At 64.0% G+C, this 14,804-nt stretch carries 14 protein-coding genes; 10 read left to right on the top strand and 4 right to left on the bottom strand.

The annotated features are described in order from the left end of the window. Positions 1–47 precede the first annotated feature (47 nt). From L0U83_RS12910 to dsbD, 4 genes are all read left to right on the top strand, one after another. Positions 48–1,025 carry a DNA-directed RNA polymerase subunit alpha gene (locus L0U83_RS12910; protein ID WP_027819335.1) on the top strand — a complete coding sequence of 326 codons (978 nt, stop codon included), beginning with the start codon at positions 48–50 and terminating at the stop codon, positions 1,023–1,025. 140 nt (positions 1,026–1,165) lie between these two features. Then, on the top strand, positions 1,166–1,558 hold the full coding sequence (rplQ, locus tag L0U83_RS12905; protein ID WP_124153000.1) for a 50S ribosomal protein L17: 393 nt from the start codon (positions 1,166–1,168) through the stop codon (positions 1,556–1,558). Between the two features lie 249 nt (positions 1,559–1,807). Beyond that, positions 1,808–2,119, top strand: a complete 312-nt coding sequence (gene cutA / locus L0U83_RS12900) for a divalent-cation tolerance protein CutA (protein ID WP_233883898.1) — start codon at positions 1,808–1,810, stop codon at positions 2,117–2,119. Continuing rightward, on the top strand, positions 2,112–4,064 hold the full coding sequence (gene dsbD, locus L0U83_RS12895; RefSeq protein ID WP_233883156.1) for a protein-disulfide reductase DsbD: 1,953 nt from the start codon (positions 2,112–2,114) through the stop codon (positions 4,062–4,064). Before cutA ends, dsbD begins: the two co-directional genes overlap by 8 nt. 78 nt (positions 4,065–4,142) lie before the next feature. Here the strand turns inward: dsbD and hemB are convergent, their stop codons facing one another. Both hemB and yihA read right to left on the bottom strand, forming a co-directional pair. Further along, positions 4,143–5,141, bottom strand: a complete 999-nt coding sequence (gene hemB / locus L0U83_RS12890) for a porphobilinogen synthase (protein WP_028206531.1) — start codon at positions 5,139–5,141, stop codon at positions 4,143–4,145. Between the two features lie 396 nt (positions 5,142–5,537). Next, positions 5,538–6,197 carry a ribosome biogenesis GTP-binding protein YihA/YsxC gene (gene yihA, locus L0U83_RS12885; RefSeq protein WP_233883154.1) on the bottom strand — a complete coding sequence of 220 codons (660 nt, stop codon included), beginning with the start codon at positions 6,195–6,197 and terminating at the stop codon, positions 5,538–5,540. Between the two features lie 238 nt (positions 6,198–6,435). Between yihA and L0U83_RS12880 the strand changes: the two genes are divergently transcribed. The 5 genes from L0U83_RS12880 (at position 6,436) to msrQ (ending at position 12,723) form a co-directional block, all read left to right on the top strand. Then, positions 6,436–7,110 (top strand): c-type cytochrome, encoded by a 675-nt coding sequence (locus L0U83_RS12880; protein ID WP_233883149.1) that lies wholly within the window; start codon positions 6,436–6,438, stop codon positions 7,108–7,110. 152 nt (positions 7,111–7,262) lie between these two features. Beyond that, the gene (locus L0U83_RS12875; RefSeq protein WP_233883147.1) at positions 7,263–9,500 is read left to right on the top strand and encodes a cytochrome c biogenesis protein ResB; all 2,238 of its coding nucleotides are present in this window, start codon (positions 7,263–7,265) and stop codon (positions 9,498–9,500) included. Between the two features lie 46 nt (positions 9,501–9,546). After that, entirely contained in the window at positions 9,547–10,791 is a 1,245-nt protein-coding gene (ccsB, locus tag L0U83_RS12870) for a c-type cytochrome biogenesis protein CcsB (RefSeq protein ID WP_233883145.1), read from the top strand. A 192-nt stretch (positions 10,792–10,983) separates the two neighbouring features. Continuing rightward, entirely contained in the window at positions 10,984–11,985 is a 1,002-nt protein-coding gene (msrP, locus tag L0U83_RS12865; RefSeq protein WP_233883143.1) for a protein-methionine-sulfoxide reductase catalytic subunit MsrP, read from the top strand. Between the two features lie 12 nt (positions 11,986–11,997). Further along, entirely contained in the window at positions 11,998–12,723 is a 726-nt protein-coding gene (msrQ, locus tag L0U83_RS12860; RefSeq protein WP_233883142.1) for a protein-methionine-sulfoxide reductase heme-binding subunit MsrQ, read from the top strand. A gap of 76 nt (positions 12,724–12,799) precedes the next feature. Here msrQ and lysA read toward each other — a convergent pair whose 3' ends face one another. Both lysA and lptM read right to left on the bottom strand, forming a co-directional pair. Beyond that, the gene (lysA, locus tag L0U83_RS12855; protein ID WP_233883140.1) at positions 12,800–14,071 is read right to left on the bottom strand and encodes a diaminopimelate decarboxylase; all 1,272 of its coding nucleotides are present in this window, start codon (positions 14,069–14,071) and stop codon (positions 12,800–12,802) included. A 9-nt stretch (positions 14,072–14,080) separates the two neighbouring features. Continuing rightward, complete coding sequence (gene lptM, locus L0U83_RS12850; RefSeq protein WP_233883138.1) at positions 14,081–14,431, bottom strand: LPS translocon maturation chaperone LptM; 351 nt, start codon at positions 14,429–14,431, stop codon at positions 14,081–14,083. A 35-nt stretch (positions 14,432–14,466) separates the two neighbouring features. On the opposite strand from lptM, the gene cyaY reads away from it, so the two are divergent. After that, positions 14,467–14,784 carry an iron donor protein CyaY gene (cyaY, locus tag L0U83_RS12845; protein WP_028206540.1) on the top strand — a complete coding sequence of 106 codons (318 nt, stop codon included), beginning with the start codon at positions 14,467–14,469 and terminating at the stop codon, positions 14,782–14,784. The last annotated feature ends 20 nt before the right edge of the window (positions 14,785–14,804 follow it).

The raw sequence follows: 14,804 nt of genomic DNA, 5'->3' as shown, positions 1-14,804 counted from the left end.
TCAGCCTTATCGGTGTAACGAGCCGAGGGTATTGAAAAGGAAAACCTATGCAAACCAGTTTGTTGAAACCCAAGATCATCGCTGTGGAATCGCTCGGCGACAACCACGCGAAAGTGGTCATGGAGCCGTTCGAACGCGGTTATGGCCACACCTTGGGTAACGCGCTCCGGCGCGTGCTGCTGTCGTCGATGGTGGGCTACGCGCCGACCGAAGTGACGATCGCAGGCGTCGTGCACGAATACTCGACGCTCGATGGTGTGCAAGAGGATGTGGTCAACCTGCTGCTGAACCTGAAGGGTGTCGTTTTCAAGCTGCATAACCGTGACGAAGTGACGGTTACGCTGCGCAAGGAAGGCGAAGGCGTTGTCACCGCTGGCGACATCGAACTCTCGCACGACTGCGAAGTGATCAACCCGGAACACGTGGTTGCGCATCTGACGAAGGGCGGCAAGCTCGACGTGCAGATCAAGATCGAGAAGGGCCGCGGCTACGTGCCGGGCAACGTGCGCCGTTACGGCGACGAGTCGGCCAAGATCATCGGCCGCATCGTGCTGGACGCGTCGTTCTCGCCGGTTCGCCGTGTGAGCTACGCCGTGGAAAGCGCTCGCGTTGAGCAGCGTACCGACCTCGATAAGCTCGTGATGAACATCGAAACCAACGGCGTGATCTCGCCTGAGGAAGCGATCCGCCAGTCGGCGCGCATCCTCGTAGATCAGCTGTCGGTGTTCGCTGCTCTGGAAGGCACGGAAACGGCCGCGGAAGCGCCGTCGCGCGCACCGCAGATTGACCCGATCCTGCTGCGTCCGGTGGACGATCTCGAACTCACGGTTCGCTCGGCGAACTGCCTGAAGGCCGAGAACATCTACTACATCGGCGATCTGATCCAGCGCACCGAGAACGAGCTGCTCAAGACCCCGAACCTGGGTCGCAAGTCGCTCAACGAGATCAAGGAAGTGCTCGCTTCGCGCGGTCTCACGCTCGGCATGAAGCTCGAAAACTGGCCGCCGGCTGGTCTCGACAAGTAAGTAATGTGGCGCGGACGCGGATTTTCCTTTAAAATCCGCGTCTTGCCTTTTTCACGTACCGGCCCGTGCTTCGGTCGGGGTTACCAAACCCGCGAAGCGATAGAAGAGCTGGACCAAAACTTTGTTTCAAGGAAATTGAAATGCGTCACCGTCATGGTCTGCGGAAACTGAACCGCACGAGCAGCCACCGTCTGGCAATGCTCCGTAACATGTCCAACTCGCTGATCGAGCACGAAGTCATCAAGACGACGCTGCCGAAGGCGAAGGAACTCCGTAAGGTTGTCGAGCCCCTCATCACGCTGGGCAAGAAGCCGTCGCTCGCAAACCGTCGTCTGGCGTTCAACCGCCTGCGCGATCGTGACTCGGTCACGAAGCTGTTCGACGTGCTCGGTCCGCGTTTCGCGAACCGTCCGGGCGGCTACCTGCGTATCCTGAAGTTCGGTTTCCGTGTTGGCGACAACGCACCGATGGCACTGGTCGAACTGCTCGACCGTCCGGAAGTCGCGGACGAGAACGTCCAGGAAGCGGAATAAGCTTTCAGTCGCTCAGTATCACACTGAGCGGCATGCAAAAAAGCCAGGCCTAGCCTGGCTTTTTTGTTTTGGGGCGCGGATTAAAGTGAGCCTGATCGCGTTTACCGGTGGCAGCCCCTTTGTGCCGCACGGTACCCGACAGTAGGCAATCGGTGCCGATGGTACGATAACGCTCTGCCTCAAAGCCCGTTTGTGCTGCCGCACGCGGGCGTTACGCCGGAGTTCGTCGTGACCCTCAATGTGACCTTGATGCTGACCACGGTGCCCGACGAGGGCACCGCCGAAAAGCTCGCCTCTGGAGCGCTCGCGCAGCGCCTCGCTGCGTGCGTGACGCGCCTTGGCGCCGTGCATTCGCAGTATCACTGGCAGGGCAGCATCGAGTCGGGCAATGAGATTCAGCTGCTCTTCAAGACGAGCCTTGCCCGCGCGGCCGAGCTCGAAACGTTCATCCAGACCCAGCACCCCTACGAAACGCCCGAGATTCTCTCGTGGCAAGCCACGGCGTCGAGCGCCTACGGCCAATGGGTCAATGCCGAGACTCAGCGCACCCTACATGTCTAACCGCTTCGATCGGCGCGCCCGCGTCGCGCCGTACGTTCCGATTTCCGGCTTCCTTCTGCTCGTCTGCTGCGTGCTGTCCCTGCTGTTCGGCACTTCACTCGCGCGCGCCGCCGACGATGACTTTCTGCCGCCCGACCAGGCCTTCACCTTCAGCGCGAGCGAAGCGCCGGGGATGGTCGACGTGCATTTCAAGATCGCGGACGGCTACTACATGTATCGCGAGCGCTTCGCTTTCGCAACGCGCAACGGTACGTCGCAACTGGGCGAGGCGCAGATCCCGCCCGGCCACGTCAAGTTCGATCAGACCTTCCAGAAGAATGTCGAAACCTATCGTGGCGAACTGACGATCCGCGTCCCGGTGCAGAAGGCGAGCGGTCCTTTCGATCTAGCGGTGACATCGCAGGGCTGCGCCGATGCCGGCATCTGTTATCCGCCTGCGGAGCACGTGTATCACGTGAGTGGCGCGGCCTTGCAGGCCGCTACGGCCGGCCAGAGCGCCGTCCCGGGCGCGGCGGGCTCGACGCCCACGCCTCTACCACAATCCAGCGCGGCGCCCGCTGCCGGCGACACCGAGGAGCCCTGGTACGAGCGCGCCACGAGCGCCGACTACGCGCAGTCGCTGCTGCAAGGCGGTGGCTTTTTCGCCGTGGTCGGTCTGTACTTCGTGGCCGGCATGGTGCTGAGCCTCTTGCCCTGCTCGTACCCGATGATCCCGATCCTCTCGGCGATCATCGTCGGTGAGGGCGCCCGCGTCACGCGCTCGCGCGGCTTCGCGCTCTCGTTCGTGTATGTGCTCGGCATGGCGCTCGTCTACACGGTGCTGGGCATTGCCGCTGCGCTGGTCGGCCAGAGCCTTGGCGCGTGGCTGCAGAATCCGTGGGTGCTCGGTGTGTTCGCGGTGCTCCTCACCGCGTTCGCCGTCATGTTGATCGCTGGCTACGACGTCGCGCTGCCGCAGCGCTGGCAGGATGGCGCCTCGCGCGCCACGCAGAGCCGTTCCGGCGGCAAATTTGCCGCAGTCGCCGTGATGGGCGCGCTTTCCGCGCTCGTGGTGGGCGCCTGTATGACCGCGCCGCTTTTCGCGGTGCTCGCGTTCATCGCGCACACGGGCAACGCCGTGCTGGGCGGCGCAGCGCTCTTTGCGATGGGCTTAGGCCTTGGCGTACCGCTGATGATCCTCGGCCTCGGCGCGAGCTCGCTGCTGCCTCGTGCGGGCGCGTGGATGGATGGCGTGAAGGTATTCTTCGGCGTCGTACTGCTGGCGGCTGCGCTGTGGATCGTCTGGCCGGTGCTCGGCGCTACAGCGCAGATGCTGCTCTCGGCCCTCTGGCTGCTGCTCGCGGCCGCCGCGCTTGGCCTTTTCACGCCGAACGCGGGTGCGGCCAACGTCTGGCGTCGCCTCGGGCGTGGTCTCGGCGCCGCATTCGCGATCTGGGCGGCGACGCTGATCGTGGGGCTCGCGGCGGGTTCGACGGATCCACTGCGTCCGCTTGCGGTGCTCGCCGCGCGCGATGTTGGCGCAGCAGGCGCGGCGCACTCCGCCGGCGCAGGCGAAGCGAACGCGTTGGTCTTTGCACCCGTGCGCTCGCCGGCGCAACTCGACGCGGCGCTCAAGACGGCAGGCAAGCCGTCGATGCTCGACTTCTACGCCGACTGGTGCGTGAGCTGCAAGGAGATGGAGAAGTTCACGTTCAGCGACCCGCGCGTGCAGGCGCGTCTCGCGGAGTTGGGCCTGTTGCGCGCCGACGTGACGGCCAACAATTCCGACGACCAGGCGCTGCTCAAGCGCTTTGGACTCTTCGGACCCCCTGGCATCATCTTCTTTGATATGCAGGGTCACGAAGTGCTGCGCGTGGTCGGCTACGAGAACGCCAACCGCTTCCTCGCACGCCTCGATCGCTTGACGGCGCCGGCGCCGCAGACGCAGGCAGCGCCATCGGCCTGATAGGCGGTATCGCGCATTCGCCAAAAACAAAAAGGCACGTCCGCAGACGTGCCTTTTTTCATTCGATGTGCGCGGCGCCTACTTCTGTGCGCGCAGCAAACGTGCGGCGTCGAGCGCGAAATACGTGAGGATGCCGTCGGCGCCCGCGCGCTTGAACGCGAGCAGTGATTCCATCATCACCTTGTCGTGGTCGAGCCAGCCGTTCTGCGCGGCAGCCTTGAGCATGGCATACTCGCCGCTCACCTGGTACACGTAGGTCGGAAAGCGGAATTCGTCCTTCACGCGGCGCACGATGTCGAGGTACGGCATGCCGGGCTTCACCATCACCATGTCGGCACCTTCCTCGATGTCGAGGCGCACTTCACGCAACGCTTCGTCGGAGTTGGACGGGTCCATCTGGTAGGTCATCTTGTTGCCCTTGCCCAGATTCGACGCCGAACCCACGGCGTCGCGGAACGGTCCGTAGAACGCCGAAGCGTACTTGGCCGAGTACGCCATGATGCGCGTGTGGATGTGATTCTCGCTCTCGAGCATCTCGCGGATCGCGCCGATACGGCCGTCCATCATGTCCGAAGGCGCGACGATATCGACACCCGCTTCGGCCTGCGCGCGCGCCTGCGCGACGAGAATCTCGATGGTTTCGTCGTTGATGACGTAGCCGTTTTCGTCGAGCACGCCGTCCTGACCGTGACTCGTGTACGGGTCGAGCGCGACGTCGCAAAGCACGCCGAGGTCGGGGAAGCGCTTCTTCAACTCGCGTACGGCGCGCGGAATCACGCCGTCGGGGTTCGTCGCCTCGATGCCATCGGGCGTCTTGAGCGCCGGATCGACAACGGGGAAGAGCGAAAGCACGGGAATGCCAAGTTCGACGCACTGCTCGGCAACGCCCATCAGCAGATCGATCGACACGCGTTCGACGCCGGGCATAGACGGCACGGCTTCGCGCACGTTGTTGCCCGCAATGACGAATACGGGGTAGATCAGATCGTTCGTGGTGAGGAGGTTTTCGCGCATCAGACGGCGCGAGAAATCGTCACGTCGCATGCGGCGCGGACGATGATGCGGATAGAAGCTCATGTCGGCGGATATCTTGAAACGGGATGGGTCCCGGAGCGTAGGAAACTTTTCGGGACAATGGTATATCATACCGATCGAGCGAGGCGCCTGGCGCCGAGCTCCCCGCTTCTCCTCCCTGAGCGGGTGCCTGTCGTTTTTCGATAAGGCTGTTTAACCCGCCGGAAATCACGGCGGGTTTTTTTATGTGCGCCGGAAATGGCGTAGCAAGGCCCCGCGGCGCAGACCGAAAAGGGCGCTTGCGATTGGCGTCGGTATGGCCTGTGTGCGGTAACGCACATAGCGCGGGGAACGCCTCGCCTGCCTCGCGAAAAGATCTGATGAAAGCGCATGAAAAGCCCAACAGTGTGGACTTTTAGACGGCTGAGGGCCTGCCTTAAGCGACTGGCCAGCGTGGCGTTAATCCGCTTGCGTGTCGGTCTCGCCGATGGATTCCTGCGGCACGATCCAGCTCTCGATCACTGCGTGCGCCTCGTCGAGCCCCACGCGCTTGAGCGCCGAAAAAAGCTGGGCGCTCAGCTTCCCTTCATAACCTTGCTTGCTGTATTCGTCGAACGCCTTGTTCGCCGTGCGCAGCGCGAGCACGCTTTCCTGACGCGTCAATTTGTCGCACTTCGTGAGGAGTGCGTGGATTGGCTTGCCCGTTGGCGCAAACCATTCGACCATGCGGCGGTCGAGGTCGGTGAGCGGGCGGCGGGCGTCCATCATCAGGATGAGGCCCGAGAGCTGGGCGCGCGATTGCAGATAGAGTGAGAGCAACTGCTCCCAGTGCGCCTTCGCGGCGGCCGGCACTTCGGCATAGCCGTAGCCGGGCAGGTCGACGAGATAGCCCGCGGGTTCGTCGGCGGGGCCGACGGAGAAGTAGTTGATATGCTGGGTGCGGCCCGGCGTCTTCGAGGCGAAGGCGAGCCGTTTCTGATTGCACAACAGGTTGATGGCGGTGGATTTGCCGGCGTTCGAGCGGCCGGCGAACGCGACCTCGGGCCGCGCCGTAGCGGGCAGGTCGCGCAGATGATTCACCGTCGTGAAGAAGCGGGCTTGGTGCAGCAGGAAGGCCATCGGAAAGGGACCACAATATGAAACAACGCGGCGGGTGGCCCGCCGGGCCCGGAAGCGCCCGGGAGGGAATCTGGGATATCGGGGGCAGGCCCGACTGGCGCGGTGCTGCCTTGCGCGCTATTGTACAATGCGATGGTTTACTGAATACCAGTGAGGCCAGCGCGGGCCTTTCGAGGTAGATCGGTCGCTGTCGTCCATTGCAGAACCTGATTCCCACAAGACGAAACAAGGTGCGCGAATGAATCGACTGGGCAAGTGCTTGAAGGTGTTCGAGAGTGCGATAGCGTCAGGTCTTACAGCAAGTTTATTCATGATGGCGGGGCAGGCAAGTGCGGCGGATCAGGGAACGCCGGCCAAGCCCGACGTCGCCCGGGGGCAAGTCATTGCCGCACAAGTGTGCGCGGCCTGTCACGCGGCCGACGGCAACAGCACCGGCGGCGCTTATCCCAAGCTTGCCGGCCAGCACGCCGACTATCTAGTCAAGCAACTCAAGGACTTCAAACCGCAGCCCGGTGGCAAGCCAGCGGCGCGCGCGAACCCGATCATGACGGGCTTCGCTGCGGCGCTGTCAGACCAGGATATGATCAACGTCGCAGCCTGGTTCGCCTCGCAGACACCCAAACCCGGCTACGCGCGCGACGCGAAAACAGTGCCGTTCGGCGAGTCGATCTGGCGCGGCGGTATCGCCGACAGGGGCGTGCCGGCTTGCGCGGCCTGCCACGGACCCACGGGCCAGGGCATTCCGATCCAGTATCCGCGCCTCTCGGGCCAGTGGTCGGAATATGTCGTTGCACAGCTCAACGCCTTCCAGCAGGGTACGCGTAACAACAACGATCCGATGCGCACCATCGCGCACCGGCTCTCGGACGACGAGATCAAGGCCGTCGCCGATTACGCCGCCGGCCTGCATTGAGCGTAGTGGGCCTGCCGCGTGTTTGATCGAGCGGCTGGCCGAAAAACAAGAAAAGGGTGAGGGCGTCGTCACGCTGACGGCGCGCCTGCACCCTTTTTTGCTGTAACGCCGGATCGGCAAGAAGCCAGCACGAGTGAAGAAGCGGAGTTTGAATGAGCGTCACCACGCAGGGTTTGCAGTTGAATGTTCGCCAGAAGGCGGTGAAGAGCGCCGTCGAACTGATCAGTTCGATGCGTTTCGCGATTTCGTTGCTCGTCGTGCTCGCCATTGCGAGCATCATCGGCACGGTGCTCACGCAGGACGACCCGTATCCGAACTACGTCAACCAGTTTGGCCCCTTCTGGGCCGACATCTTCCGCTCGCTGAGCCTCTACACGGTCTACAGCGCGTGGTGGTTCATGACGATCCTCGGCTTTCTCGTCGTGTCGGTCTCGCTGTGCGTGATCCGCAATGCGCCGAAGATGCTCGCGGACATGAAGAGCTGGAAGGACAAGGTCCGCGAAGGCAGCTTGCGCGCGTTCCATCACAAGGGCGAGTTCGCAGTGGAGGGCGGCACGCGCGAGCAAACGGCTGCGACGCTGGGCAAGCTGGCCGGGCGCATGGGCTACCGGTTCGTGACGCGCGAGTCCGACGGCGCCACGCTCATCGCGGCCAAGCGCGGCGCGCTCACAAAGATCGGCTACATCTTCGCGCACCTGGCGATCGTGATCATCTGCCTCGGCGGCCTGCTCGACAGCAATCTGCCGATCAAATTCCAGATGTGGCTCTTCGACAAGACGCCCATTCGCAGCAATGCGGTCATCAACGACATACCGCCTGAGCATCGGCTCTCGCAGTCGAACCCGACCTTCCGCGGCTACGCCTGGGTGCCGGAGGGCCAGTTCGTTTCCACGGCCATCCTGAACCAGCCCGACGGCTCGCTGATCCAGGACCTGCCGTTCTCCATCCAGCTCAACAAGTTCATCGTCGATTACTACTCGACCGGCATGCCCAAGCTCTTTGCGAGCGACATCGTCGTGATCGACCACAAGACGGGTCAGCGCATTCCTGCGCGCATCGAGGTGAACGAGCCATTCGAGTACGACGGCGTGTCGATCTACCAGTCGAGCTTCCAGGACGGCGGCTCGCAGATGTCGATGACGGCGTGGCCCATGTCCGGCGCAAGCGCGAAGAACTTCCCGTTTGGCGGCACGATCGGCAATTCGGCGCCCCTCGCGGTGCCCGCGGGCCAGACGGTGCCCGGCGTGGACGGACAAACCATCGAATTCGCGGACTTCCGTGCGATCAACGTCGAAAACATCTCGAACGGCAGTGGCGCGAACGACGCGCGCGGCGTGGCGCACCAGTCGCTCAAGGAAGCGTTCGACGAGCGTCTCGGGTCCGGCGCGAAGAGCTCGAAGCCGCTCGACCTGCACAACGTCGGCCCTTCGGTGCAGTACAAGGTGCGCGACAAAGACGGCCAGGCGCGCGAGTACAACAACTACATGCTGCCCGTGGACGTGGGCGGAGGCGACCGCATGTTCCTCGCCGGCATGCGCGAGAATCCCGACGATCCGTTCCGCTACCTGCGCATTCCCGCCGACAGCGGCGGCACGCCGAAAGAGTGGATGATGCTGCGCGCGGCCTTCGAGGACCCCGCCTTGCGCGCGCAGGCAGCGAAGCGATTCGCCGCGCGTTCAGTCCCCGCTTCGAGTGGAGACTTGCAACAGCATCTGCAAGACAGCGCCGAGCGTGTCTTGACCCTTTTCGCGGGCTCGGACACACCGCAGGCAGGCGCTACGGTTGCTGCAGGCGCTGCTGGCGGCTTCCAGTCCGTGGCCGCATTCATCGACAAGTCGGTGCCGAAGGACCAGCAGGAAAAGGCGGCGAGCCTTCTGCTGCGCATGCTCGAGGGTGCGACGTGGGACCTCTGGCAACTCGCGCGCGAGCAGGCCGGCGAACCCGACCTGAAGCCCGACGCCGACGCCGCGCGCTTCGTACAAGACTCGATCAACGCGATATCCGACAGCTTCCTGTATGGATCTCCTGTCTATCTACAGCTCGATTCATTCAAGCAGGTGCAAGCTTCGGTATTTCAGTTGACGCGCGCGCCAGGCAAGAAAGTCGTGTATCTTGGCAGCCTGTTGCTCGTGCTCGGCATCTTCTCGATGTTCTACGTGCGTGAGCGGCGTCTGTGGTTCTGGTTGAAGGACCGGAAAGGCCCGGATGGTCAGGACCACGGCGTCGACGTCATCATGGCGATGTCGACCGCCCGCCGTACCCTCGACTTCGAGAAGGAGTTCGCCCGTACCCGCGACGCGGTCGGCCGTGCGCTAGGCGCTTCGCCGCAAACCGGCGCAGTGAACGATGCGGGCGACACGAACGGCAGCGGCACGGACCGTGCGCCCTGATCCACGCACGTGATTGCAGCCACTCACGATCAACACCGGTAAGCCCATGGACTTGTCTCAGGTTTCCTCCTCCGCGAAGGCCCGCCGCGCCGAACGTGCGCTGGTGGCAAATGCCGCTGCGGCGCACGGCGCCGCGAACGCGCGCGATCCTCTCGCTGACGCCCTGTTCGACGAACGCCCCTTCCTGCGCCGCCTCACGGTGGTGGACTGGCTGTTCGCGCTGGCGCTCGTGGCGGGCGCGGGCTTCGCGCTCTCGCGCTATCACGCGCACATGAACTACTACGACAAGCTGGTGCTCTGCGGCACCACGCCGGCGCTCGTCGTGCTGGGCTGGCGCTGGAAGCCGGCGCGGCTGCTCATGGCAGGTATCGCGGTGCTCGCGCTTTTCGCGATCCAGATCTACCAGGGCGACCTCGCGCGCGCCGACCAGGCCTTTTTCCTCAAGTATTTCCTCTCCAGCCAGTCGGCCATCCTGTGGATGAGCGCGCTGTTCGTGCTCGCCACGCTGTTCTACTGGATCGGCCTGCTCTCGCGCTCGCCCTCGGGCGGCTCGATCGGCTCGAAGCTCACGTGGGCGGCGGTGCTCATGGGCTTCGTCGGCCTGATGGTGCGCTGGTACGAGTCCTACCTCATCGGCGCGGACGTCGGCCATATTCCCATCTCGAACCTCTACGAAGTGTTCGTGCTGTTCAGCCTCATCACCGCGCTCTTCTATCTGTATTACGAAAAGCACTACAACACGCGCGCGCTCGGCGCGTTCGTGCTGCTCGTCATCAGCGCAGCCGTGGGCTTCCTGATGTGGTACTCGATCTCGCGCGACGCGCAGCAGATCCAGCCGCTCGTGCCCGCACTGCAAAGCTGGTGGATGAAGATCCACGTGCCGGCGAACTTCATCGGCTACGGCAGCTTCGCGCTTTCGGCCATGGTGGGCGTGGCGTACATCATGAAGGAGCGCGGCGTGCTGGCGGACCGCCTGCCCGCGCTCGAGGTGCTCGACGACGTCATGTACAAGTCGATCGCCGTGGGTTTCGCGTTCTTCACCATCGCGACCATTCTCGGCGCGCTGTGGGCCGCGCAGGCCTGGGGCGGCTACTGGAGCTGGGACCCGAAGGAAACGTGGGCGCTGATCGTGTGGCTCAACTACGCGGCCTGGCTGCATATGCGCCTCATGAAGGGCCTGCGTGGCGGCGTGGCGGCCTGGTGGGCGCTCACGGGCCTGCTCGTCACGACCTTCGCGTTCCTCGGCGTCAACATGTTCCTTTCGGGGTTGCATAGTTACGGCAAGCTGTAACCGAATCAGCCCGCAAGACGAACTAACCGTCGGATGCCTCGCGCTCCGACGGTTTTTTTTCGTCCGCCGGGAAGTTTTCCGCGAATTGCGCGTTTGCCCGCTTGAGGCCATCCAGTCGATCCACGGCAGGACGGGTCGCGATACGATCAATTTGCTGGCGGCGCACGCCACGCAAGAAGCAGGAGCAGCGATATGTGGATCAAGCGCAGCGGCAGGATCTTGCTCAACGGCGACGACATCCCCGCGAGTGAAATCACGCCGCAAAAGGTGTACGAGCAGCGTCGACGCATTCTGCGGGCGGCGGGTGCGCTCGCGCTCGGTGGCATTGCAGGGCCGTTCGGCGCGACGCAGGCGCTCGCCGAATACGCGCCCGGCGACCCGAAGGCGCAGAAGCTCGCCGCGCAAACGAACACGAAGTTCGTCGCACTCGACAAAGTTACGCCCTACAAGGACATCACGACCTATAACAACTTCTACGAGTTCGGTACGGACAAGGGCGATCCGGCGCAAAACGCGCACACGCTGCGGCCGCGTCCGTGGAAGCTGAGCGTCGAGGGCGAAGTGAAGAACCCGAAGGTCTACGACATCGACGAGATTCTCAAACTCGCGCCGCTCGAAGAGCGCGTGTACCGCCACCGCTGTGTGGAGGGCTGGTCGATTGTCGTGCCGTGGATCGGCGTTTCGCTGTCCGAACTGATCCGCCGCGCGCAGCCCACGGGCAACGCGCGCTACGTGCAGTTCATCACGCTCGCCGACCCCTCCCAGATGCCGGGCCTCGCCGAGCCTATTCTCGACTGGCCGTATTCCGAAGGCCTGCGCATGGACGAGGCCATGAATCCGCTCACGCTGCTCACGGTTGGCCTCTATGGTCAGGTGCTGCCGAACCAGAACGGTGCGCCGGTGCGTGTGATCGTGCCGTGGAAGTACGGCTTCAAGAGCGCGAAGTCACTTGTGAAGATCCGCTTCGTTGCGAACCAGCCGCCCACGAGCTGGAACAAGTACGCGCCGAGCGAGTACGGCTTTTATTCGAACGTGAACCCGAACGTCGATCACCCGCGCTGGAGCCAGGCCACGGAGCGGCGCATCGGCGAGGACGGCTTCTTCCAGCCCAAGCGCAAGACGCTCATGTACAACGGCTACGGCGACCTCGTGGCGTCGATGTATCAGGGCATGGATCTGCGCAAGAACTTCTGAGCAACGAGCCTGATGGAGCGAGAGATGGAATCGACGACGACACCACAGGCCGCCGCGCGCGTGGGGGCTGCCAAGGCGCGTCCAGCGCGAAAGGCGGGCGTGGCGAGTGTGGCGGGCCCGCGCTGGCTGCCGTGGGCGAAGGTGGCGGTGTTCGTCGCCGCGTTGTATCCGCTAGCACGTCTCGTGCTGTTCGGCTTCACGGATGGGCTCGGTGCGAATCCGATCGAGTTCATCACGCGCTCCACGGGGCTCTGGACGCTGGTGTTCCTCTGCATCACTCTGGCTGTCACGCCGCTGCGCCGCCTCACTGGCTGGAATACGCTGATCCGTTTTCGACGCATGCTGGGCCTCTTCGCGTTTTTCTACGCGACGCTGCACTTCACGACTTACATCTGGTTCGACAAGTGGTTCGACGTCGCTGCGATGTTCAAGGACGTCGGCAAGCGGCCGTTCATCACGGTGGGTTTCGCGGCGTTCGTGCTGCTGATTCCGCTTGCCGTGACTTCCACACGCGCGCTGGCGCGACGGCTCGGACGCCGCTGGCAGACGCTGCATCGGCTCATCTATGCGATCGGAGTGCTGGCGATCCTGCACTTCTGGTGGATGAAGGCGGGCAAACACGACCTCGTGCTGCCCAAGCTTTACGGCGCGATCATGCTCGTGCTGCTGGGCTGGCGCGTGGGTACGTGGCTGCTTGGGCGATGGCGCGCCTCGCGCTCGGGTGCGAGCGCCGCGTAGGCGAAACACACGCATCGAGACAACAAAAAAGCGACGCCGTGGCGTCGCTTTTTGCATGGGCGAGCGGGCGGAAAACTCAGTCCGGCAACACGTGCTCGCTCGCGAACAACTGCGCCACGTTTTCGCGCTCGCGCGCGAGATGCACGCGCGTGCCGTCGACCATCACTTCGGCCGCGCGCGCGCGCGTGTTGTAGTTCGAGCTCATCACGAAGCCGTATGCGCCGGCCGAGCGGATCGCGAGCACGTCGCCCGGTTCGATCGCGAGCGAGCGAGCGCGGCCCAGCCAGTCGCCGCTTTCGCACACGGGGCCGACCACGTCGTATGTCTGCGGCGCCGACTGGCGTGCAACGACTGGCTCCATCGCGTGATACGCGTCATACATGGCGGGGCGCGCGAGGTCGTTCATTGCGGCGTCGACGATCGCGAAGTTCTTTTCCGAACCCGGCTTCAGGAACTCGACCGTGGTGAGCAGGATGCCCGCATTGCCCACGAGCGAGCGGCCCGGCTCGAAGTACACCTCGCGGGCCTTGCCCGTTTTCTCGCCATACGCCTCGATCCGGTCGAGCACCGTGCGCACGAATTCGCCGATGTCGGGCGGCGTTTCGTCGTCGTAGGTGATGCCGAGGCCGCCGCCCACGTCGATGTGGCGGATGCTCACGCCGTCGGCTTCGATCTGGTCGACGAGTTCGAGCAGCTTGTCGATGGCGTCGAGGTACGGCGCGATTTCAGTGATCTGCGAGCCGATGTGGCAGTCGATGCCGACCACGTCCAGGTGTGCCATGGCTGCGGCGGCGCGATAGGTCGCGCGCGCTTCTTCGAATGCCACGCCGAACTTGTTCGCCTTCAGGCCGGTGGAAATGTACGGATGCGTTTTCGGATCGACGTCCGGGTTCACGCGCAGCGAAACTGGCGCCTTCTTGCCCAGCTTGCCCGCCACGTCGTTCAGGCGGTCGAGTTCGGGAATCGATTCGACGTTGAAGCACTTCACGCCCGCTTCGAGCGCTTCGCGCATTTCGCCGGCAGTCTTGCCGACGCCCGAGAAGACCACGTCCTGCGCTTTACCGCCTGCCGCGAGCACGCGTGCGAGTTCGCCCGCCGAAACGATGTCGAAGCCGGCGCCTTCGCGCGCGAACACGTTGAGCACGGCGAGGTTGCTGTTCGCCTTGACCGCGACGTGCACCTTGGCGCGGCGGCCGGCGCAGGCGTCGGCGTAGGCGTGCCACGCGGCGGTGAGCGCCGCGCGCGAGTACACATAGAGCGGCGTGCCGTACTGTGCGGCGAGATCGGCGGCCGAGACGCCTTCTACGAAGAGCGTCCCGTTATCGCGGTGAAAAGCGGACTGGGTCATGCGAGCGTTTTACTGGGTTGGCGTGGCGTCGGAAGCCGGTTGCGGGCTGCCGGTGGTCGCGGGTGTGGTGCTGAGTTCGGAGTCAGGGGACAACGAGAGCGGCGTGCCCGAGGTGTCCGGAATCGTGCCGACCGGCGCCGAAGCAGACTCGGCCGCGCTGGCAGGCGTGGCCGTGCCGGTTTCCGGCTGGGCGGTTTCGAAATTGGGCTTGGGCGGAAGCGGCGGTACGGTGGGCATATAGAGCGCGCCGCGCTGACCGCAGCCTGCGAGCGCGACGGCGCTGATCGCAAAAGCCGCTAGAATCGCGCGGGGCGTCCATGCGCTGGGGGCCGCTGCGCGCGTCCAGGAAATGACACGCATAATTGTCCCTGAATGAATAACCGGTGGAGTTTAGCATGCCAGACAATGACTACCTGAGCCGCGCGGAGGCCGTGCTGGCGGCCGTGGAGCGGGCCGTGGACGAGGCCGAAGCGGACATCGAACTCGAACGCAGCGGCAACGTTCTGACGCTCGAATTCGAGAATCGTACGAAGATCATCGTGAATCTTCAGCCGCCGATGCGCGAAATCTGGATCGCGGCGAAGGCTGGCGGTTTCCACTATCGCTTCATCGACGGCGAGTGGCGCGACACGCGCACGGGCACCGAATTCTTCTCGGCGCTCACGGCCTACGCGACGGAGCAGGCGGGCGAGCCGGTGCGGTTCGAGCCGTAAGCACGCAAGCGCGAGCACGC

It is taken from the genome of Paraburkholderia flagellata (assembly GCF_021390645.1).
Classification (GTDB): domain Bacteria; phylum Pseudomonadota; class Gammaproteobacteria; order Burkholderiales; family Burkholderiaceae; genus Paraburkholderia; species Paraburkholderia flagellata.
Note: the sequence above shows the minus strand (reverse complement) of the source record. Positions and strands in the feature narration are given on the sequence as shown.